The 20,545-nt window shown below is 73.4% G+C and carries 19 protein-coding genes; 5 read left to right on the top strand and 14 right to left on the bottom strand.

Going from position 1 to position 20,545, the window contains the following annotated elements:
* Window positions 1–70: 70 nt before the first annotated feature.
* The 5 genes from PIR53_00095 to PIR53_00075 all read right to left on the bottom strand — a co-directional run bounded on the left by PIR53_00095 (window position 71) and on the right by PIR53_00075 (window position 4,783).
* On the bottom strand, window positions 71–796 hold the full coding sequence (locus PIR53_00095) for an ABC transporter ATP-binding protein (GenBank protein ID WZH52416.1): 726 nt from the start codon (window positions 794–796) through the stop codon (window positions 71–73).
* Window positions 789–1,616: an ABC transporter ATP-binding protein gene (locus PIR53_00090; protein WZH52415.1), complete on the bottom strand. Its 828-nt coding sequence runs from the start codon at window positions 1,614–1,616 to the stop codon at window positions 789–791. The genes PIR53_00095 and PIR53_00090 overlap by 8 nt, the downstream gene beginning before the upstream one ends.
* The gene (locus tag PIR53_00085; GenBank protein WZH52414.1) at window positions 1,613–2,551 is read right to left on the bottom strand and encodes a branched-chain amino acid ABC transporter permease; all 939 of its coding nucleotides are present in this window, start codon (window positions 2,549–2,551) and stop codon (window positions 1,613–1,615) included. Before PIR53_00085 ends, PIR53_00090 begins: the two co-directional genes overlap by 4 nt.
* Entirely contained in the window at window positions 2,548–3,435 is an 888-nt protein-coding gene (locus tag PIR53_00080) for a branched-chain amino acid ABC transporter permease (GenBank protein ID WZH52413.1), read from the bottom strand. The genes PIR53_00085 and PIR53_00080 overlap by 4 nt, the downstream gene beginning before the upstream one ends.
* A gap of 154 nt (window positions 3,436–3,589) precedes the next feature.
* On the bottom strand, window positions 3,590–4,783 hold the full coding sequence (locus PIR53_00075; protein WZH52412.1) for an ABC transporter substrate-binding protein: 1,194 nt from the start codon (window positions 4,781–4,783) through the stop codon (window positions 3,590–3,592).
* 142 nt (window positions 4,784–4,925) lie between these two features.
* Here PIR53_00075 and PIR53_00070 point away from each other — a divergent pair, with 142 nt between their 5' ends.
* On the top strand, window positions 4,926–5,978 hold the full coding sequence (locus PIR53_00070) for an LLM class flavin-dependent oxidoreductase (protein WZH52411.1): 1,053 nt from the start codon (window positions 4,926–4,928) through the stop codon (window positions 5,976–5,978).
* On the opposite strand, the gene PIR53_00065 is transcribed toward PIR53_00070, so the two are convergent.
* Genes PIR53_00065 through PIR53_00045 form a run of 5 tightly spaced genes read right to left on the bottom strand, consistent with a single transcriptional unit; the run spans window position 5,975 to window position 12,035 of the window.
* Window positions 5,975–7,132: a CaiB/BaiF CoA-transferase family protein gene (locus PIR53_00065; GenBank protein ID WZH52410.1), complete on the bottom strand. Its 1,158-nt coding sequence runs from the start codon at window positions 7,130–7,132 to the stop codon at window positions 5,975–5,977. The two genes, PIR53_00070 and PIR53_00065, sit on opposite strands and share 4 nt — an antisense overlap.
* On the bottom strand, window positions 7,125–8,696 hold the full coding sequence (locus PIR53_00060) for an AMP-binding protein (protein WZH52409.1): 1,572 nt from the start codon (window positions 8,694–8,696) through the stop codon (window positions 7,125–7,127). The genes PIR53_00065 and PIR53_00060 overlap by 8 nt, the downstream gene beginning before the upstream one ends.
* A complete protein-coding gene (locus tag PIR53_00055) occupies window positions 8,693–10,525 on the bottom strand; it encodes an aldehyde dehydrogenase family protein (protein ID WZH52408.1) in 1,833 nt (610 codons plus the stop codon). The genes PIR53_00060 and PIR53_00055 overlap by 4 nt, the downstream gene beginning before the upstream one ends.
* Window positions 10,522–11,841 (bottom strand): DUF1446 domain-containing protein, encoded by a 1,320-nt coding sequence (locus PIR53_00050; GenBank protein ID WZH52407.1) that lies wholly within the window; start codon window positions 11,839–11,841, stop codon window positions 10,522–10,524. The genes PIR53_00055 and PIR53_00050 overlap by 4 nt, the downstream gene beginning before the upstream one ends.
* A 2-nt stretch (window positions 11,842–11,843) precedes the next feature.
* Window positions 11,844–12,035 (bottom strand): ferredoxin, encoded by a 192-nt coding sequence (locus PIR53_00045; protein ID WZH52406.1) that lies wholly within the window; start codon window positions 12,033–12,035, stop codon window positions 11,844–11,846.
* Window positions 12,036–12,166: 131 nt separating this feature from the next.
* On the opposite strand from PIR53_00045, the gene PIR53_00040 reads away from it, so the two are divergent.
* From PIR53_00040 to PIR53_00025, 4 genes are read left to right on the top strand one after another with little or no spacing between them, the layout of a single operon-like run.
* Complete coding sequence (locus PIR53_00040; protein ID WZH52405.1) at window positions 12,167–13,429, top strand: cytochrome P450; 1,263 nt, start codon at window positions 12,167–12,169, stop codon at window positions 13,427–13,429.
* A gap of 8 nt (window positions 13,430–13,437) precedes the next feature.
* Window positions 13,438–15,132, top strand: a complete 1,695-nt coding sequence (locus tag PIR53_00035) for an FAD-dependent oxidoreductase (GenBank protein ID WZH52404.1) — start codon at window positions 13,438–13,440, stop codon at window positions 15,130–15,132.
* A 33-nt stretch (window positions 15,133–15,165) separates the two neighbouring features.
* A complete protein-coding gene (locus PIR53_00030) occupies window positions 15,166–16,416 on the top strand; it encodes an FAD-dependent oxidoreductase (GenBank protein WZH52403.1) in 1,251 nt (416 codons plus the stop codon).
* Window positions 16,413–17,651: an MFS transporter gene (locus PIR53_00025; GenBank protein ID WZH52402.1), complete on the top strand. Its 1,239-nt coding sequence runs from the start codon at window positions 16,413–16,415 to the stop codon at window positions 17,649–17,651. The genes PIR53_00030 and PIR53_00025 overlap by 4 nt, the downstream gene beginning before the upstream one ends.
* A 165-nt stretch (window positions 17,652–17,816) precedes the next feature.
* Here the strand turns inward: PIR53_00025 and PIR53_00020 are convergent, their stop codons facing one another.
* The 4 genes from PIR53_00020 to PIR53_00005 form a co-directional block, all read right to left on the bottom strand.
* Window positions 17,817–18,317 (bottom strand): hypothetical protein, encoded by a 501-nt coding sequence (locus PIR53_00020; GenBank protein ID WZH52401.1) that lies wholly within the window; start codon window positions 18,315–18,317, stop codon window positions 17,817–17,819.
* 23 nt (window positions 18,318–18,340) lie between these two features.
* Window positions 18,341–18,904, bottom strand: coding sequence for a nuclear transport factor 2 family protein (locus tag PIR53_00015; GenBank protein ID WZH52400.1), 564 nt, complete (start codon window positions 18,902–18,904; stop codon window positions 18,341–18,343).
* Between the two features lie 41 nt (window positions 18,905–18,945).
* A complete protein-coding gene (locus tag PIR53_00010; protein ID WZH52399.1) occupies window positions 18,946–19,965 on the bottom strand; it encodes an ABC transporter permease subunit in 1,020 nt (339 codons plus the stop codon).
* A 90-nt stretch (window positions 19,966–20,055) separates the two neighbouring features.
* The gene (locus tag PIR53_00005; GenBank protein WZH52398.1) at window positions 20,056–20,508 is read right to left on the bottom strand and encodes an ABC transporter permease subunit; all 453 of its coding nucleotides are present in this window, start codon (window positions 20,506–20,508) and stop codon (window positions 20,056–20,058) included.
* Window positions 20,509–20,545 lie beyond the last annotated feature (37 nt).

Raw genomic sequence — 20,545 nt, 5'->3', positions numbered from 1 at the left:
GACGCACCACGACGCCGACCGGGGAGACCCGGTCGGCGTCGTCGTTCGTGCCGGAGGCGTGCGGGGTGGATCAGTCGTCCGTCCCGGCCAGCGCGGCCTCGCCGAGGAAGGCGCGGAGCACCGAGGTGTTGTCCCGGGCCTCCGCGGCCGGGCCGGCGAAGACGACCTCGCCGCGGGCGACCGCGACCACGTCGTCCGCGACGTCCAGGCCCGCCTCGGCGTTCTGCTCGACCATGAGGATGCCGATGCCCGAGTCGGCCATCTGGCGCACCTTCGCGAGGATCGAGTCGACGATCGCCGGAGCGAGACCCATCGACGGCTCGTCGAGCAGCATGATCGTCGGCTGCGACATCAGGGCGCGGCCGAACGCCAGCATCTGCTGCTCGCCACCGCTGAGGAGGCCGGCGGCCGAGCCCGCGCGCTCCGCGAGGATCGGGAACATCTCGTTGACCCGGGCCAGCGTCTCGGCCGCCTTCGAGCGGTCGGCGGTGTAGCCGCCCATCCGGAGGTTCTCGCCGACCGTGAGGGGCGAGAAGACGCGCCGCCCCTCGGGGACGAGCGCGATCCCGTTGCGCACGATCTTGTGCGGCGCGAGGCCGGTGATGTCCTTCCCGTCGAGGGTCACCGTTCCGGCGTGGGGGCGCTCGAGGCCGGCGATGGCCTTGAGCGTCGTGGTCTTCCCGGCACCGTTGGCCCCCAGGACGAGGGTCACCCGGCCCGGGCGCACGGTCATGCCGATGCCGCGCACGGCCTCGACGTTGCCGTAGCTGACGTGCAGGTCGGAGACATCAAGCATGCTCGCGCCACTTCCTTCCGAGGTAGGCCTCCTGCACCTGCGGACTGCGGACGACGTCGGTGGGCGTGCCCTCGGCGATCAGCCGTCCGAAGTTCATCGCGTACACGTGGTCGCAGGTGTCGATCATCATCTGCACGTCGTGCTCGACGAGCAGCTGGCACAGACCGTCCGAGCGCAGGCTGCGCATGAGCCGCGAGATCTCCGCGCGCTCCGTCTGGTTCATGCCGGCGGTCGGCTCGTCCAGCAGCAGGAGGCGCGGGCCCGTGGCGATCGCCCGGGCGATCTCGACCCGGCGCTGCGTGCCGTACGACAGCTCCGCGGGGTAGTAGTCCTCGAAGCCCTGCAGGTTCGTCCGCTCGATGGCCTCGCCGACGGCCGGGGAGACCCGGTTGCCGATCAGCCGCGCGAGCGGGTTGCCCGCCTTCGCGTCGTCCCGGGCGTCCGCGCCGAGCTGGATGTTCTGCGCGACGGTGAGGTCGGGGAGCAGACGCACCGTCTGGAACGTGCGCGACACCCGCTTGCGGGCGACCACCGACGGCGGCGCGCCCTGGTACTCCTCGCCGTCGAACAGCAGGCGGCCGCTCGTCAGCTTCGTCAGACGCGTCACCGCGCCGATGAGCGTGCTCTTGCCCGAGCCGTTAGGCCCGATGATCCCGTGGATCATGCCCGGCATCAGCTCCATGGAGATGCCGTCGACGGCCTTGACGCCGCCGAAGTGCACCTTCACGTCGTCGATCTGGAGGACCGGACGGACGGCTCCCGCCGCACCGCCCGACGCCCCGCCGGTCCCGCTGGGGGTGCTGTCGAGGGTCTCGCTCATGACTGGGCCTCCATCTCGAGCCGGCCGGCCGGCACCGATGCCGGCTCCCCCGCGGGCGGCTGCGGCTTCTCGGCGGCGCGGGACTCGCGACGCTTGCGCTGCACGCCGCGCTTGGTGTCGACGTAGATGCCGTAGAGCCCACGGGGCAGCAACACCGCGGCGAGCGCCACGATCACGCCGTAGATGAGCTCCTGCCACTGGCCGACGACGGCCAGCACGTCGGGGAGCCAGGTGAAGATGAGCGCACCCACGACGGCGCCCTTCCAGGACAGCGACCCGCCCACGATGATCATCGTGAGGGCGAGCACGATGAGCGGGAAGCCGATGTCGAGCGGGCTGACGGCGCTGCGCACGAGGATGTTCATCGCGCCGGCCGCGCCCCCCAGCACCCCGCTGACGGCGAAGGCCGTCAGGCGGTAGCGGCGGACGTTGATGCCCATCGAGGCGGCCAGCTCCGGGTCCTCGCGCACCGCGTCGACACGACGCCCGAGCTTGCCGCGCTCGCTGAGCGCGACGAGCAGGAGGACCACGCCGGTGATGGCGAACATGCCGCCCATGGTGAAGTCGGAGATGACGCCGTACCGGCCCGTCGAGCCGCCCGTCAGCGTGCCACCGTTGATGGCGATGACGCTGATGATCAGGCAGAACGCCACCGTGGCCATCGCCAGGTAGAGCCCGTTGAGCCGCTGGATCAGGATGCCGAGAACGAGCACGACCAGCCCGGTGCCGATGCACGTCAGCACGATGGTCGGGATGGCGCCCATCTCGTAGTCGAGGACGAGGATCGCGCCCGCGTAGCAGCCGATGCCGTAGGCACCGGCCCCGGCGAACGAGAAGACGCCCATGCGCAGGGGCACCTGCACGCTGAGGGCCAGCAGCAGGCCCGTCATCGTCGCCTGGATGAGGACCAGGTTGGTGAAGTAGAAGGCGCTCATGTGCGTCGTACCTCCTTACGGCCGAAGACGCCGGCCGGGCGGACCAGCAGGACGAGGAAGATGAGGCCGAAGGACACGGCCTCGACCCAGGAGCCGGAGGTCTGCGTCAGCACCCAGACCTCGCAGGCCGCGAGGAAGAAGGCACCGAACGCGACCCCGAGCATGCTGCCGACGCCGCCGAGGATGATGACGGCGAACGCCTTCACCAGCAGCGTGTCGCCGCTCTCGGGCGTGATCGCGCCGAGGGAGAACGTGAAGAGCACGCCCGCCAGGCCGGCGAGCCCGCCCGAGACGGCCATGGTGCCGAGGGCCAGCTTGCGCCGGTCGACCCCCATGAGGGCGGCCACCTCGGCGTCCACGCCGATCGCCCGCAGGGCGAGGCCGTGACGGGAGCGGCGGAGCCACACCGAGAGCGCCGCCCACAGGGCCACCGCGATCACCGCGGTCATCGCGGCGATGTTGGTGATGCGGAGGTCGCCCACCAGCCACGTGTCGACCACGAAGGACGAGTCGCGCAGGCCGAACGGGTTGCTCTTCGTGTGGTGCTGCGCGATCGCGAGCGGGATGATCGCGATGCCGATGCCGCCGATGAGGATCTGCATCTCGGCGTTCTTCTTGGTGCGGGCCCGCTTGATGATCTGCTCGAAGGCGAGCACCTGGATCGCCACCGACAGCGCCGCGCCCACGAGGACCGCGATCGCGACGACCGCGACGAACGGCAGGGCGCCCGAGCCGAGCGCGAGGTAGGCCGTGAAGGTCGAGAACATGAAGATCGACCCGTGCGAGAAGTTGAGGATGTCGATCGTGCCCCACGTCAGGCTCATGCCCAGCGCGAAGAGCAGGTAGATCGACCCGAGGCTGATGACGCTCAGGACGTCCTGCACGACTGCCTCCCGTCGTTGGTGGTGATGGGCGTGCTCATGGTTCTTCCTCCTGGGACGGCGTCCCCTCAGACGCCGGTCGTGGGGGCCGCGGACGTCGCCGCGACCCCCACCGGTGGTGGCCCGCACCCGTCTCGGGAGGGTGCGGACCCTGTGCTCACTCGGAGGCCGTGCCCTCGTAGAGCAGGACCTCGCCCTCGGTCGTGTACTCGATGACCACGCCGGGGACCTGCAGGTCCTGGTCGACCCAGGTCAGGCCCGAGCCGAGCGCGCCGTCGAACGGCTCCTCGGCGACCGTGTGCATCGCGTCCTTCACGGACTCGCGGTCGGCGGACTGCGCCTCCTTGAGCGACTTCGCGAGGAACCAGGCGGCGTCGTAGGCCTCGGCCGCGTAGTTGAGCGGGTCCTCGCCGTACTCCGCGCGGTAGGCCTCGGTGAACTCCTGGCTCGACTCGGCCGTCATGGCCGCGTTGAAGTCGGTGGGCCACACCATGCCCTCACCGGCGTCGCCGGCCTGGTCGAGGTTGCCCGCCGAGGCGCCGGAGTTGCCGAGCACGGGGCCGTCGTAGCCGGCCTGGCGCAGCTGCGTCATGGCCGTGGGGTTGGCGGCACCGACGAGCAGCACGGAGACGAGGTCGGGCTCTGCACCCAGCACCTGGGAGATCGGCGCCGAGAAGTCCTGCGTCGTCGCCTGCGTGCCGACCGACGCGACGACCTCGATGCCGAGCTCCTCGGCGAGGGCGGGGAGGGTGTTGGTGCCGATGTCCTGCAGGGTCGGCGTCGCCTCCGTGTAGACGATGCCGAGGGTCTCGGCGCCCGTCTCCTCGATGTACTGCTCGAGCAGGGGGTAGTACTCGCGCATCAGCGGCGTCGCGCGCCAGGTGTAGTCACCCGTGACGACGCCGTCGCTGCCGGCCTGCGTGTAGATGATCGGCATCTTCGACTGCTCCGCGAGCGGCGACATCGCGACCGCCTCGTTGCTGGAGACCGAGCCGAACACCGCGGAGGCCTCGCCCCGGGCGGTCACCTGGGTCATCTCCTGGGCGGCGGTCTGCGGCTCGGACTTGGTGTCGACGTACTCGATCTCGATCTCCGAGCCCTCGAGGTAGTCCGACTCGTTGATCTCCTTGACCGCGAGGGCGTAGCCCTTGTTGGCCGACTCGCCGGCGAAGGCGACGACGCCGGTCGTCGGGTTGATCGACACCACCTTGATGGTGTCGGGGAGCTCGTCGGTGGCCGCCGGGCCGCCGCCGCCGCTCACCCCTCCACACGCTGCCACCGAGAACATCGACGCCGTTGCCAGGGCCACCACGACCACACGACGCTGGGGCCTGCCCAGGAACCCGCTCATCTGAACTCCTCGTACGTTGAATATCATGCGCATCATTCGCATGTGATCCACACCATAGGGTGCGCAGAGAGCGCTGTAAAGCGGTTCCCGCACATCGATCACCGCCTATCGCGGCAAATCATGCATATGATCCGCAGGTCAGTTGTCGACGGGCTGGGAGGTCCTCGTGCAGATCGGCGTGATCCTCGGAGACGTGCACGGGAGCGTTTCCCCGCGCGACCACCTCGACGGCCTGCTGCGCCAGGTCGAGGCCGCGCAGCGCAACGGCATCACCCACATCACGATGGGTCAGCACTTCCTCTACGGCGACCTGCGGTGGCTGCAGCCGATCCCCACGCTCGCCCGCATCGCGGCCGAGCTCGACGACACCGTCACGCTGGCGACCACGGTCGTGCAGGTGCCGCTCTACCACCCCGTGATGCTGGCGGAGGACCTCGCGACGCTCGACGTCCTGACCCGCGGACGGCTCGTCGTCGGCGCCGGCGCGGGATACCGGGAGGACGAGTTCACGGCCCTCGGCGTCGACTTCAGCCAGCGCTTCGCCATGTTCGAGGAGTCGCTCGCGATCATGCGGAAGATGTGGACCCAGGACGTCGTGGACCACGACGGCCGGTTCTGGTCCGTCGCCGACGGCCGCACCCACATCCGCCCCTGGCAGGACCCCCACCCGCCGATCTGGATCGGCGCCATGAAGGACCACGGCGTCCGTCGCTCCGCCCGGCTCGGCGACGGGTGGCCCATCACGCCCGAGACCCGCGGCCCCGAGATGGTCCGGCTGCTGTCGGTCTACGAGGACGAGCGGGCCCGCGTCGGGCGGCCGCAGGTCAAGCACCCGCTGCGCCGCGAGATCATCCCCGCGGCCACGACGGACGCGGCGTACGAGCGGTTCGAATCCATGGCCAAGGAGCGCCTCCTGGCCTACGCCAACCGTCAGCTCGCGACCCGCAGCGCCGACGAGATCGCGCGGGAGTTCCGCGAGGTGGCCCGCAAGGAGACCTTCATCGGCACGCCCGAGGAGTGCGTGGCCCAGATCGCCGCCATGGCCGCCGTCGTGCCGATCGACCCCATCCTGGTGCGGGCCCAGTGGCCCCGGATGAGCAGCGACGAGGTGGTCGCCTACCTCGACGACCTCGGCCGTGACATCGTCCCCGCGGTCGCCGAGATCACCTCGGTCGACCGGGTGGTGCGCGGCTAGGGCCGTCCCACCGCACCGGCCGCGACGAGCGCGGCCACGCGGTCCGCGTCGTACCCGAGCTCGGCGAGCACCGCCGCACCGTGCTCCCCCGGCGCGGGCGCCGGCGGCGGTAGCGGGGTGGCGCTGCGGCTGAAGCGCGGGGTCGGCACCGGCTGCAGCAGGTCGGTGCCGGCGATCGGGGCGTAGGCGGCGCGTGCCACGGCGTGCGGGTGCGCCGCCGCCTCGTCGAGGTCGAGGACCGGGCTGACGCACGTCTCGGTGCCGTCGAAGGCCGCGGTCCACTCGTCCCGGGTACGTCGCGCGAACGCCTCCGTCAGGGCCACGCGCAGCGCGGGCCAGCGCGTCCGGTCCTTGTGGGCGCCGAGCAGCGCGGGGTCCTCCAGGCCGAGCACCCCGAGGGCGTTGCGGAAGAACCGCTCCTCGATGGCGCCGAAGGCGACCCAGCGCCCGTCGGCGCAGGTGTAGACGTCGTAGTAGGGGCAGCCGGTGTCGAGGAGGTTCGTGCCCCGCTCGCCGGACCAGCGGCCCTGCGCCCGCAGCCCGTGGACGAGGCCCATCAGCGTGGCCGTGGACTCCAGCACGTTGGCGTCGACGACCTGACCGCGGCCCGACGTCCGCGTCTCCAGGAGGGCGCAGACCACCCCGAACGCCAGCGAGGCGGCGCCGCCGCCGAAGTCACCGACGAGGTTGAGGGGCGGCACGGGTCGCTCCCCGGCGCGGCCGATGCTGTGCAGCGCCCCCGTCATCCCGATGTAGTTGACGTCGTGCCCGACGACCGGGGCGAGCGGGCCGTCCTGGCCCCAGGCGGACAGCCGTCCGTAGACCAGCCGCGGGTTGGCGGCCAGGCACACGTCGGGGCCGAAGCCGAGCCGCTCGGCGACGCCCGGCCGGTAGCTCTCCACGAGCACGTCGGCCGCCGCCACCAGGTCGAGGAGCACGGCGACGCCGTCGGCCTGCTTGAGGTCGAGCGCGACGGAACGTCGACCGCGCTCGATCACCGGGTTGGGCGTGTAGTCCGCCCCCGGCCCGCCGACCCGGTCGACCCGCACGACGTCGGCGCCCATGTCGGCGAGCAGCATCACGCTGAACGGCCCGGGGCCGATCCCGGCCAGCTCGACGACCCGCACGCCCGCCAGCGGTCCCCCGTCACGCATCCGCGACCTCCTGCTGCTCCGCGGCGAGGCGCTGCCGCAGCACGCCCTTCGCGACCTTGTCGAGCGTCGACCGGGGCAGCTCGTCGACCACGCGGATCTCGCGGGGCCGCTTGAAGTCGGCCAGCGCCTGCGCGCACCGCGCGTGCGCCGCCGGCACGTCGACCTCGGCGCCCGGCTGCCGCAGCACGAACGCGACCGGCACCTCGCCCAGCATCCGGTCGGGCCGGCCCACGACGGCGACCTCCCGCACGCCGGCGACCTCCCGCAGCACGCGCTCGACCTCGGGGGCGCCGATGTTCTCGCCGCCGACCTTGAGCACGTCGCCGCGGCGCTCGACGAACCACCCGTCCCCGTGCTCGTCGACCCGGGCACGGTCGCCGGTGCGGAACCAGCCGTCGGCGGTGAACGCGGCCGCCGTGGCCGCCGCGTCGTCGAGGTAGCCGCTGAACAGCGACCGACCGCGCTCCCCGCGCACCTGCAGCTCACCGGACCCGCCGGGAGCGACACCGCGGCCGTCCTCGTCGACCAGCCGCACGCCGTACGCCGGGGACGGGCGTCCCATCGACCCCGCGGGCCCGGGCAGGTGGAGGTCGCTGACGAGGGGGTGGCTGACGGTCTCGGTCATCCCGAACCAGCCGAGGGCACCGACCCCGCCGGTGGCGGGCGAGGGCGTGACGACGGCGCTGCTGGCCCAGCCGCGGAACCGGTGCCGCTCCGGCGCCTCCTGCCCGGCGAGCGCCCGCAGGCAGAAGCTCACGACGGACGACCACGTCGCGCCGTGGCGCACCGCCGTGGGCCAGAAGCGGCTCGCGGAGAACCGGGGCTGCAGCACGACCTCGCCACCCGACGCCAGGGAGGACAGGAACGAGTAGGACAGCGCGTTGGTGTGGAAGAGCGGCAGGTGCACGAGGTTGACGTCCCGGGGGCCGAGCCCCTGGTGGGCGGCCCCGACCTGGCCCGCCCACAGGCACGCGGCCTGCGACCACACCACGCCCTTGGGGCGGGCGGTCGTGCCCGACGTGTACTGGATGCTCGCGGGGGCGAGCGGGTCCACCCCGCGGGGGTACGACGCGGGAGAGCCCCGCAGGAGGTCGCCGAACGTGTCGCCCCCGGGCCGGCACGACGCCCCGTCGACGATGATCCGCAGACCGGGGGCGGCCGCCGCGACGTCCTCGGCCCGGTCCGGCGTCGTCAGCGCGGCGACGGCCCCGGAGTGCCCGAGGGCGTGCGCGAGCTCGTCCCGGGCCAGGCGCGGGTTGAGGCACACGGCCACCGCGCCGAGCGAGACGAGGGCCGTCCACGTGAGGAGGAACGCCGGCCGGTTCGGCAGCACCAGCGCGAAGCGGTCACCGCGCCGCACCCCGCGGGCGTGCAGGGAGCGGGCGACGAGGTCGACGTCGGCGGCGAACTCGCGCCGCGTCCAGGTGCCGCCGTCGCCCTCGAACGGGGCCCAGCGGAGGAAGACCCGGTCGGGCGCGTGCCGGGCCCAGGCGTCCACCAGCCACGCGACGTCGCGGCCCGTGCCGGGGTGGACCGTGACGGGGTCCGCGGACGGGACGCTCACGGGGTGGGCCACTGCAGGTGCCGGACGGTGAAGAACTCGGCGAAGCCGTCCTCCCCCATCTCCATGCCGATGCCCGACTGCTTGGCGCCCACCCAGGGCACGTCGGGGCGACCGGGTCCGCCGCCGTTGATCGCGACGGTCCCCGACTGGAGGCGCTCGGCCACCGCCACCGCCTCCGCGTGGTCGCCCCAGACGAGGGCGTTGAGGCCGTAGCGACTGTTGTTCGCGATCGTCATCGCCTTGTCCACGGTGTCGTAGGCGAGCACGACGGCCACCGGGGCGAACAGCTCGTCCTGGCAGATCTCGTCGTCCGGGTCGACGCCGGTGAGGAGCGTGGGCGCGAGGAACCAGCCGGCGAGGCCGGAGCCCGCGGGCGGTCGGGTGCCCCCGGCGAGGACGCGGGCGCCGCGCACCCGTGCGCGCTCGAGATAGCCCTCGACCCGCGCGCGGTGCTCCTCGGAGATGAGCGGACCCACCTCGGTGGCCTCGTCGTGGGGGTCGCCGAGCGGCACGTGGTCGGCCAGGAAGGCCACCGCCCGCTCGACGAACGCGTCGAGGTCGTCGCGGTGCACGAGGATGCGGGTCGTCGCGCCGCAGCCCTGGCCCGCGTTGCGGCAGAAGCGCAGCAGCGACGGCCCGACCGCGCGATCGAGGTCGGCGCCCGGCAGCACGATCGTCGGCGACTTCCCGCCCAGCTCCAGCACCACCTTCGTGCTCGTGGCCGCGGCCGCCCGCATCACGGCGGCACCCACGGCGTTGGAGCCCGTGAAGGACACGAGGTCCACGTCGGCGTGGCCGGAGAGGTGGGCGCCGATGTCAGCGCCGCCCGTCACCAGGTTGAGCACGCCGGGCGGCACCCCGGCCTCCTCGGCGAGGCGCACGAGGGCGAGCGTGCAGAGGGTGCCGCGGGGCGAGGGCAGCAGCACCACCGAGCAGCCGGCCGCGAGCGCGGGCCCGACCTTCCAGGCGACCATGTTGATCGGGTAGTTGTACGGCGTGATCGCGGCCACGACGCCGATCGGCTCGCGCAGCAGCACGCTCTCGGTGCGCACCGGTCGTTCGAGCGGCGGCAGCTCCTCGCGGTAGCCGCCTCGCGGCCCCGACGCGGCCTTCTCCGCCGCCCAGGCGATGTTCGCCGCGGGGGTCGCGGTCTGCAGCGTGCGGGCCAGCGTGATCGGCGAGCCCACCTCCGCGACGACGAGGCGGGCCAGCTCCTCCTGGTGCTCCGTCAGCAGGTCGGCGAGACGCCGCAGCACCGCCGCGCGCTCGGCGGGCGGGCGGCCGCGCCACGTGCCGGCGTCGAATGCGCGCCGGGCCGCGGCGACGGCGTCGTCCACCTGGGCGGTCGAGCTCCCCGCCCAGCGGGCCAGCTCCCGCGTCGTCGCGGGGTCGGTGCTCGTCACGACGTCGCCCCGGCCGGCGCGCCAGACGCCGTCGACGAGCGTCGTGCGGGTCGTGTCGGGGAGCCGGACGTCGGCGCCCGCGCCGACCCCTGCGCCGACCCCTGCGTCGGCTGCCGGGGCGGGGTCGGGCAGCTCCAGGTCGAGCACGAGCGACTGGAACGCCTTGCCGTGCGGGTCGGCGCGCAGCGTCATCGACACCCCGCCGCCGAGCGCGCGGTCGAGCACGAAGTTGAGCCCGTGCACGAGCGGCAGCTCGTAGCGGGTGACCGCGCCCTCGACCAGGTCGCCGAAGTGGGCCGCGACCCGCTCGGCGGTGAGGTGCTCGACGAGGAGCGGGTAGTGCGCCGGGTCGTAGGCGAAGACGCAGACGTTGCTGACGTCGCCCTTGTCGCCGGAGCGGCTGGCGGCGATCTCGCGGAGCCTCATGCGACTCCCACCTCCGTGGTGACGGGCACGAGCCCACGGGGCACGTACGCCGGGGTGACCCCGAGGGCCGGCACGACGGAGCTGGTGTTGCCGCCCCCGCCCGCGGGTCCGAAGTAGAGCAGCTCGGTCTCGTGGGCCGCCGTGCGCGCCACGTCGAGCGAGGTCGTGCGCACCGCGAGCCGCAGCCGCACCTCGGCCGGGGAGCCCCCCGGCGCCCGGCCCCCGAAGAGGGCGTCCACCCCGTGGAGGTCGATGCGCAGCTCGTCGATCTCCGCGTCGTACGGCGCGAGCCGGGCGCGCAGCACCTCGGCGGCGCGCCGGGCGCGCTCGACGCACCCGGGCCCGCCGTACGACATCTCCCCCGTCGCCCGCCAGCCCTGGTCGACCCCGACGAGCACCTTGAGGGTGTCGGGGCGAGGGCGACCGCGGGCGCCGGTGACCCGCACCCGGTCGTCCCCGAGGTCGGTGACCTCGAGGCCGGTGAAGTCGGCGGTGACGTCGGGGGTGAGGTACGCCGCGGGGTCGTGGATCTCGTAGTAGAGCTGCGTCTTGGTCGTCATCGCGTCGACCAGTCCGCCGGTCCCGGGGAGCTTCGTCACGACGACCTCGCCGTCACCGACCTCGCCGATCGGGAAGCCCAGGTCGTGGGGACGCGGCACGACCCGGTAGGGCGGGTCCTCGTAGTTGCCGCCCGTCGAGTGCACCCCGCACTCGAGGAGGTGGCCGACCATCGTCGCGTGTCCGACGCGGTCCCAGTCGTCGAGCGACCAGTCCAGCTCGTGGCAGATCGGGCCCACGAACAGCGACGGGTCGGCGAGACGGCCGCCGAGCACGATCTGCGCGTCCTCGCGCAGGCAGTCGACGATCCCGTCGGCACCGAGGTAGGCGTTGGCCGAGACGACCCGGTCGCCGAGCGCGCGCACGGTGGTGCCGAGCTCGGGCAGCTCCGCGTCGAGGTCCTGCACGAGCGCGCGGACGTCGTCGCCGTGCACGACCCCGATGCGCACGCCGGGCACGCCGACCTCGGCCAGCGCCCGCGCGAAGTCGTCGCGGGCGGCCTCGGGGTGGGCCGCGCCGAAGTTGCCGACCACCTTGCCGCCGGCGGCGAGGTAGTCCGCGAGCAGCGGCACGAGGCGCGCGATCCGCCGGTCCTGGCCGGTCGCTGGGTCAGCTCGGCGGCGTACCTGCGCGAGCGCCATCGTGCGCTCGGCGAGGCAGTCGAAGCCGAGGTAGGCGACCCGGCCGCTCGCCGCCATGGCCGCGACGGCGTCGAGCCGGTCGTCGGCGTAGGCCGACCCCGAGCCGAGCCGCAGCACCGTCAGTCGACCTCGATGGCGAGCTCGGGGCAGCTGTCGGCCGCCATCGCCGCGTCGTCCTCGCGGCCGGGGGGCACGGTCTCGCTCTTCACGTAGGCGTTGCCGTCCTCCTCGCGGGCGAAGAAGAGGTCCGGGGCGCTGATGCGGCAGAGGCCGTGGCCCTGGCAACGGTCGTCGTCGACCTTCACGTGCATGGCGATCCTCCTGGGGGTCCGTCCGAGTGTGATGCGGTTGACATCGTCGCAATCGAGTATAACCATGATCACATTCGGCGGAAGACCCCAGATCGACCCCGTGATCGACCCGAGGACGAAGGAACGCGACGATGACCGAGACAGCCGCACGCACCCCCGTGGTCACTTTCGACCACAACTCCGAGACGCACTCGGAGGACCCGGCGGCCTCCTACCGGAAGCTCCGCGAGGAGCACCCCGTGGCCTGGACGGACGCCCACGGAGGCTACTGGGTGCTGTCCGGCTACGACGCGGTCTTCGAGGCGGCGCGCGACGACTACACGTTCTCGTCGGCGCGCAACTCGTCGGGCGGCGAAGGCCTCTCGGTGGTCATCCCCAAGACGCCGGCGCCGTTCCACATCCCCATCGAGGTCGACCCGCCCGAGTTCAAGAAGTGGCGCAAGCTGATCAACCCGATCACCGCGCCCGCCGCCGTCGACCGCATGGAGAAGATCGTCAAGCACTTCGTGACGGCCTTCATCGACGACATCATCGAGACCGGCTCCTGCGACATGACCTCGGTCATCGGCGTGCCGGCCATCGTGACCGTCGACTGGCTCGGCCTGCCCATCGAGCACTGGAAGACCTACGCCACGGCGTTCCACGCCCTCCTCGTCGCGGTCCCCGGGACCGAGGAGTTCGACCAGGCCGTCAAGGTCGACCTGCCGATGCTGGAGGAGGTCACGCGCGGCGTCATCGCCGAGCGCACCGCCGCGCCGACCGACGACATCATCAGCTACCTCGTGCAGCAGGAGGTCGACGGCCGCCCCGTGACCGCCGACGAGGTCTTCGCGATGGTCGACCTGCTGCTCTCCGGCGGCGTCGGCACCACCGCGTCGCTCGTCAGCAACACCGTCGTCTGGCTCTACCAGCACCAGGACGTCCGCCAGGACCTCATCGACCACCCCGAGAAGCTCGAGCGGGCGCTCGAGGAGTTCCTCCGCTTCTTCTCCCCCACCCAGGCGCTCGCCCGCACCGTGACCAAGGACGTCGAGTTCCAGGGCGCCGCGATGCAGGAGGGCGACCGCGTGCTCATCGCCTGGGGGTCGGCCAACCGCGACGCCTCCCAGTTCGACGCGCCCGACGAGATCGACATCGAGCGCTGGCCCAACCGCCACACCGCCTTCGGCATCGGCGCCCACCGCTGCGCGGGCTCCAACCTCGGCCGCGCGATGGCGAAGGAGCTGCTCTCGCAGATCCTCGGCCGCATGGGCGACTACGTCGTGGACGTCGACAAGCTCGTCCGCTACCCGCACCAGGGCACGAACACCGGCTGGCAGAGCATCCCCGCCACGTTCACGCCGGGGCCGCGGCTGCTCGCCCCCGACGCCACGGCGCACTCCGACCAGGGCTGAGGGACGCCGTGCCCCCGGAACCCACCGAGTCCACGGAGTCCACGGAGCCCACGGAGACCACGGAGCCCACGGGGACGGAGCGGGTCGACGTCGTCGTGCTCGGCACCGGCGCGGCCGGCCTCACCGCCGCGCTCGCCGCGGCGGACGCCGGCGCGCGCGTCGCCCTCGTCGAGAAGGCGGACAAGATCGGTGGCACGACGGCGCTCTCGAGCGCGGTCGTGTGGCTGCCGGCCAACCCGGCCGCCCGCGCCGCCGGGGTGGCGGACTCGCGGGAGGACGCGCTCGCCTACCTCGGCGCCCTCTCCCACGACATGATCCTGCCGGAGCTCGCCGCGGCCTTCGTGGACTCCGTGGACGAGGTCGTCGACTGGATCGAGACCGCGACGCCGCTGCACCTCCAGCTCGTGGCGGGGTTCCCCGACTACCACCCCGAGCACCCCGGCGGGAAGCCGCAGGGCGGCCGCTCCCTGGAGCCCGCCCTCTTCTCCTTCGACGCGGTGCCCGGCTGGAGCGACCGCGTCGTCGGCACCCCCCGCCGCATGAACGTCTCCGACACCCCGACCGGCGGTGGCACCGGCGTCATCGCACCCGACGAGCTCGCGCGTCGCGAGTCCGCGGGGCTCGAGGGGCTCGGCCGCGCCCTCGTCGGCAGCCTGCTCGCGGGCTGTCTCGACCGGGGCGCCGTCCCGGAGACGGGATGGCGGGCGACCCGCCTGCTCACCGAGGACGACCGCGTCGTGGGCGTCGAGCTGCAGGACGCCCACGCCCCCGACGCACCGGTACGCCGCGTGCACGCCCGCGCGGTGGTGCTCGCGACCGGCGGGTTCGAGCACGACGCCGACCTGGTGCGCGACTTCCTCCGTGGTCCGATGACCGCCCCGCCGGGCGTGCCGACCAACACGGGCGACGGACTGCGGATGGCGATGCGCGTCGGCGCCCGGCTGGGCAACATGCGCGAGGCGTGGTGGGTGCCCGTGGTGCGTCTGGGCGACCGTCGCGCCGACGGCGGCCACGACGTCTTCCTCGTGCTCCGCGAGCGCACGCTCCCCCGCTCGATCATGGTGAACGACCAGGGGGTGCGGTTCACCAACGAGGCCGCCAACTACAACGCGCTCGGCGGCGCCTTCCACGCGTTCGACCCGACCAGCTTCCGCTACGCCAACCAGCCCGCGCACCTCGTCTTCGACCACGGCTTCGCCACGCGCTACGGCTGCTTCGGCAACGCCCCGGGCGCCCCCGTGCCGGACGTCGTGCACCGCGCCGACACCCTCGCTGGGCTCGCCGCCGTCATCGGCGTGCCACCGGACGCCCTCGAGGCGACCGTCGCCCGGTGGAACGGGCTCGTCGCCGCCGGGCACGACGACGACTTCGGGCGCGGGGACAGCGCGTACGACGGGTGGTGCGGCGACCGCGCGCAGTACCCGGGCCGCGGCGCGACCCTCGGCCCCCTCGACGAGGGCCCGTTCTACGCCGTCGAGCTGCTCAGCTCGACGCTCGGCACCAAGGGCGGCCCGCGCACGGACGTCGACGGTGCCGTGCTCGACGTCGACGGCGCCGTCATCGAGGGCCTGTACGCCGCGGGCAACGTCATGGCCGCGCCCACCGGCATGGTCTACGGCGGTGCCGGCGGCACCCTCGGCCCGGCGATGGTCTTCGGCTACCGCGCGGGCCGTGCCGCGGCGCGCGTGCCGGCACCCGCCTGACCCCCGCCGTACCCCCCTGCGAAGGAGCGTCCCGTGACCACATCGGCCACATCCCTGGAGAGCACGATCGTCGTCGTCGGTGCCGGTCTCGCCGGCCTCCGCGCCGCCGAGCGGCTGCGCGCGGCGGGGCACACCGGCCGTCTCCTCGTGATCGGCGAGGAGCAGCACGCGCCCTACAACCGGCCGCCGCTGTCGAAGGAGGTGCTGCGCGGCACGATGGCGCGCGACCGCCTGCCCTTCCGCCAGCGGCCCGCCACGGCGGAGGGCGTGGAGTGGCGCCTCGGCACCCGCGTCGCCTCCGTCGACCTCGACGGTCACGTCGTGCGGCTCGACGGTGGCGAGGAGGTGCACTGGGACGGCCTCGTCGTCGCCACGGGCGTCCGCTCGCGGCGGCTCGACCTCGGCGGCGAGCTGCGCTGGCGCCACGCCGTGCGCACGATCGAGGACGCCGAGCGGCTCGCCCCCGAGCTGGCGCCCGGCGCCCGCGTCGTCGTCGTGGGCGGCGGGTTCATCGGCTGCGAGGTCGCCGCGACCGCGGTGACCCTCGGCTGCGAGGTCACGGTGGTCGAGCCGCTCGCCGCGCCGCTGCAGCGCCCCCTGGGCGACCTCGTGGCCCGCGAGGTGCAGCGTCGGCACGAGGCCCACGGCGTGCGGTTCGCGCTCGGCCGCTCGGTCGCCGCGATCGAGGACGCCGGCGAGCACCTCGAGGTGGTGCTCGACAACGGGGCCAGCATCGCCGCGGACGTGATCGTCGAGGCCGTCGGCTCGCAGGCCAACGTCGAGCCGCTCGCCGGGACCGGTCTCGACCTCGCGAACGGCGTGCGGTGCGACGCCGACCTGCACCCGTTGCGTGACGGCACCCCGGTCCTCGACGTCGTCGTGGTCGGGGACGTCGCCCGCTTCCCGGTGGCGGGCTACGGCGACGCCCCGCTGCGCGTCGAGCACTGGACGATGCCGACCGACATGGCCGCCCACGCGGCGGCGAGCCTGCTCGCGGGGATCCGCGGCGAGGCACCGGTCCCGGAGAAGCCGTTCGCGCCGCTGCCGACGTTCTGGAGCGAGCAGTACGGCGTGCGGCTGCAGTCCTTCGGCGTGCCGCACCTCGGCCACGACGACGTGCGGGTGCTCGACGGCGACCTCCACGGGGAGGCGGCGGTCGGCTACCACGACCGCGACGGCCTGCTCGTCGGCGTCGTGCTCCTCGGCCTCGCCAAGCGCATGCTCGACTTCCGCACGGCCGTCACCGAGGCCCAGGGGGCGCGGACCCTCGAGCCCGCGGGGTGAGCGAGGCACCGCTCCCCGCCCCGGCCCCCGCGCGGGACCTCGACGCCCCGCGCCCCTCCCGCCTGCCCGTGGCGGTCGTCGTGGGCCTCGTGGCGGTCGTCGGGCTCAACCTGCGGGCGACGATGGGATCCCTGCCGCCCCTCATCGACGAGATCGACCGCGACCTCGGGCTGTCCAGCACCGAGGCCGGGCTGCTGACGTCGGTGGCCGTGGCCTGCATGGGTCTCTCCGCGCCGTTCGGGCAACGGCTGGCGGCACGGATCGGGTCGGAGCTCGCGACGGGACTGCTCATGCTGGTGCTCGCGCTGGCCGGGCTCCTGCGCCTCGCGCCCCTGGGCGCGCCGCTGCTGTTCGGCAGCGCGGCGCTCGCCGGGGCCGCGATGGGCGGCTGCTCGGCGCTCATGCCGGCACTGATCGCCCACCACCTCCCCCGCATCCGGGGACTCACCACCGGCATCTACTCGACCGGCCTCGCGCTCGGCGTGGCCGTGGCGGCCGGCACGGCGGTGCCGCTGTCCGCCGGCCTCGGCGGCTGGCGGCCCGCCCTCGCCTTCTGGGGCGCCGTCAGCGCCGCCACGGCCGCGCTCTGGCTGCTGCTCACCCCGGCCCTGCGCGGCCCCCGCCGCGACGCGGTCGACCCGGCCGCCGCCGTCCTCGTCGACCACCGCATGCCCTGGCGGTCGACCACGGCATGGCTCGTCGTCGCCTTCACCACCTCGCAGATGGTCATCGGCTTCAGCGGCCTGGCCTGGATCACGCCGCTCTACGTCAGCCACGGCCTCGCGCCCCAGGAGGCGGCGTCGATGTTCGTGGTCTTCCAGGTCGTGCAGGTCGTCACCATGCTGGGGCTGCCCGCCCTCGCCGACCACACCCGCGACCGACGCCCGCTGCTCGGGATCGTGCTCGGCTGCACCGTCGTCGGCATCGTCATGCTCCTCGTCGACCCCGTGGGCCTCGCCCTCCCGACCATGACCCTCTTCGGCATGGGTGTCGGCGGCGGATCGGCCCTGGGCCTGGTGCTCATCACCGACGTCACCCACACGCAGGCGGACGGCGCCCGGCTCGGCGCCATGGTCATCCTCGTCGCCTACCTCGCGGGCGCCCTCGGCCCGCTGGTGCTGGGGGTGCTCCGCGACCTCACGGGGGGCTTCGGCGCCGGGTACGGCGTCATGCTCGCCCTCGCCGTCGTGATGCTGGCCGGGCTGCCGGCGTACCGGCCGGGGCGGAGCATCTAGCGCGGGGCCCCCGCGCGGGTCCGGGTGCCGGTCCGGTGCGGGAGAGAAAACGCGGACAGCGCCACGACCTGGGGAAAGAAAACGCGGACCGGTCGGGGCGACACGCCGAGGCGCACGCCCGTCCGGTCCGCGTTCTCCTTCTCCGGGTGGGGCGGCTCCGAGAGGTCAGTCGAGTCGCTCGACCCCCGCGACCCGGCCGTCCTCCAGACACTGCTCGGCGACGTCCAGGAGGGCGTGGACCTTGCGCAGCTCGGTCACACCCGCGACGACGCTGCCGCGGCGGTGGATCGTGGCCACGACCCGCGTGCTCGCGCCGCCATCGTCAGCGCCGCCGGGCAGCACCTCGAAGCGCCAGACCGACCCCCACGACCACGTGCTCATCGAGGTCTTCACCAGGAGGACGCCGGGGGCGGGACGCTCGCGCACCTTCTCCCGCTCCGCGGCAGCCGAGGCAAGGGCGTCCATGACGGCCGCCGCCGGGCCGGCGAGGTCCCGGACGACGGGACGTTCCCTCAGACGCAACCGCAGGGCCGCACCGACTCCCACCACGATCACGAGGAGGAGGACCAGGAGGCCCGGCAGCCCGCGCCCCCCGAGCTGGTAGCCGGCAACGCCGGCCACGACGGTCCAGAAGGCGGCGGCGATCACGACCAGGACGTCCTTCACGCCCGCCACCCTAGGGCCTCGGCTCAGAGGTAGGCGTGCAGCCAGGAGCTGCCGGTCTCCGCGTAGAGCGCCTCGGGCCAGTCGGACGGTCGCTCGTCGCCGTACGCCCGCACGCTGTTGCGGTCGCCGAGCTGGGAGAGCTGCTCGATGGGCAGGTAGTACATGTAGCTCATCTCGCGCGCCGCGAACTGCCAGCGTCCGTCGTTGCGGACGTACTCGTCCTTGTAGCGCAGCGCCACCTGCATCGCCGTACCGTTGCGGGACACCTCGGCGTGGCTGGCCAGCAGGCCGCGGGCGCGGTCGGGGTCGTCGCCGAAGCGCACGACGTGCCCGTGGGAGAAGTGGTTCGTGGGGCCGAGGGCCTTGAAGCGGCCCAGGTAGGTCTCGACGATCTCGTCGATCCCCGTCGCCGCGAACACCCCGTCGGCGGAGGTCAGCCGGGCGTCGGGGGCGAAGATCTGCCGGATGCCCTTCTCGTCGCGCTCGTCCATCACGTAGCCGTAGAGGACGCCGAGCTCCTGGATCGCGGCGCGGTCCTCGAGCCGGGCGAGCCGCTGCTCGGCGGAGAGCGTGCTGGGGTCGGTCATGGTGCTGCTCCTTCAGTAGGGGCCGGTGAGGTCGGCGGGGGTCAGTGGGTGACGGGCGGGGCGGACGGGTCGGGTACGGCGAGACCTGCGCGCCGCCGTACGCCGGAGGTCGCCCGGGAGCGCTGCCAGCGCGCCAGCCCGAGCGCGACCCCCACGACCACGGTCGTGAGGAGGGTCGTGATGACGGCCATCGCGGCGAGCGGCGGGTAGGTGCCGGTGTTGTAGCGGTCGAGGATGACGAAGCCCGCGACGGGGTTGCCGGTACCCGCCAGCAGGGAGGCGACGGTGACGTCGCCCGCGACCAGCACGAACAGGAACGCCCAGCCCGACGTCAGGCCCGGCAGCATCAGCGGCAGCTGGATGCGCCAGAACGTGCGGCCCTCCGAGACCCCGAACACCGCTCCGGCCTCGCGGAGCTGGGGACCGACCTGCAGGTACGCCGACGTCGCGTTGACGACCGCGTGGGGGAAGAAGATGGCCGTGTAGGCGATGACGAGGAGCAGCGTCGTGCCGCCGAGGCGGAACGGCTCCCCCAGGTACGCCGCGATGAACGCCAGCGTCAGCACCAGGATCGGCACCGCCGCCGGGATGCGCGTCACGGCCTCCACGACGCCCGCCCAGCGGGACGTCTCGCCGTGCGTCATGCGGGCGACGATCGCGGCCAGGGCCATGCCGATCGTCGCGCAGGTGACACCGACGACGACGCTGTTGCGCAGCGCCTCGACCACGATGGCGCTGTCGAGGAGCGCGCGGTAGTTGTCGAGGGTGAGGCTGCCCCACGGGATCGAGGCGGTCCAGTAGCGCTCGAGGGAGACGACGACGAGGGCCAGGATCGGCAGCACGCTGGCGCCGAGCAGGTAGAGCACCATCACGAACCGCGCGACGTGGCGGAACGCGCCGAGGCGGGTCGGCTGGGAGTTGAGGCCCTTGCCGCCGACCGTGGCGTGGCCCGTCGAGCGCACGAGGCGCCGCTGGAGGAGCCAGGCGATGGTCACCATGCCGAGCAGCAGGACGCCGTGGCCGAGGGCCTTCGCCTCGTCGGCCGGGAACGAGCGGGTCATCGCCCTCGACGATCTCGACCGACAGCACGTCGACGCCCGCCTGCGTGCCGATCACCACCGGGGTCGAGAAGAGCGCGAACCCGATGGCCATCACGATGAGCAGCGCGCCGCCAACGACGGTCCGAGGCTGGGCAGCGTCACACGGCGGAAGGTCTCCAGGGGCCCGGCGCCGCTGATGCGGGCGGCCTCCTCGGCGACCGGGTCGAGGTTGCGGAACCCGGCGGCCAGCGTGATGTAGGCGAACGGCACGAGGTCGAGCACGTAGACGAAGAAGAGGCCCTGCCACGTGAAGATGTCGAGCGGGCCGTCGACGTCCATCCCGAACCAGCCGAAGAAGCCCTCGATGGCGCCGTTGAGCAGCCCGGCGCTCGGGGCGGCGAGGAACACCCAGCCGATCGCGCCCGCGACGGGCGGGATGAACATCGGGAGGATCGGGGTCACGTCGGCCAGTGCGCCGATGCGGGCGTCGGTGCGCTCGTTGATCCAGGCCAGCAGCGAGGCGATGAGGAGCGCGGTGATGCCCGCCGGGACGACGAGCAGCACGGTGGTGCGCAGCGTCTCGAGGGCCCCGGGGGCGAGG

This window comes from Nocardioides alkalitolerans (assembly GCA_038184435.1).
GTDB classification, from domain to species: Bacteria; Actinomycetota; Actinomycetes; order Propionibacteriales; family Nocardioidaceae; genus Nocardioides; species Nocardioides alkalitolerans_A.
Note: the sequence above shows the minus strand (reverse complement) of the source record. Positions and strands in the feature narration are given on the sequence as shown.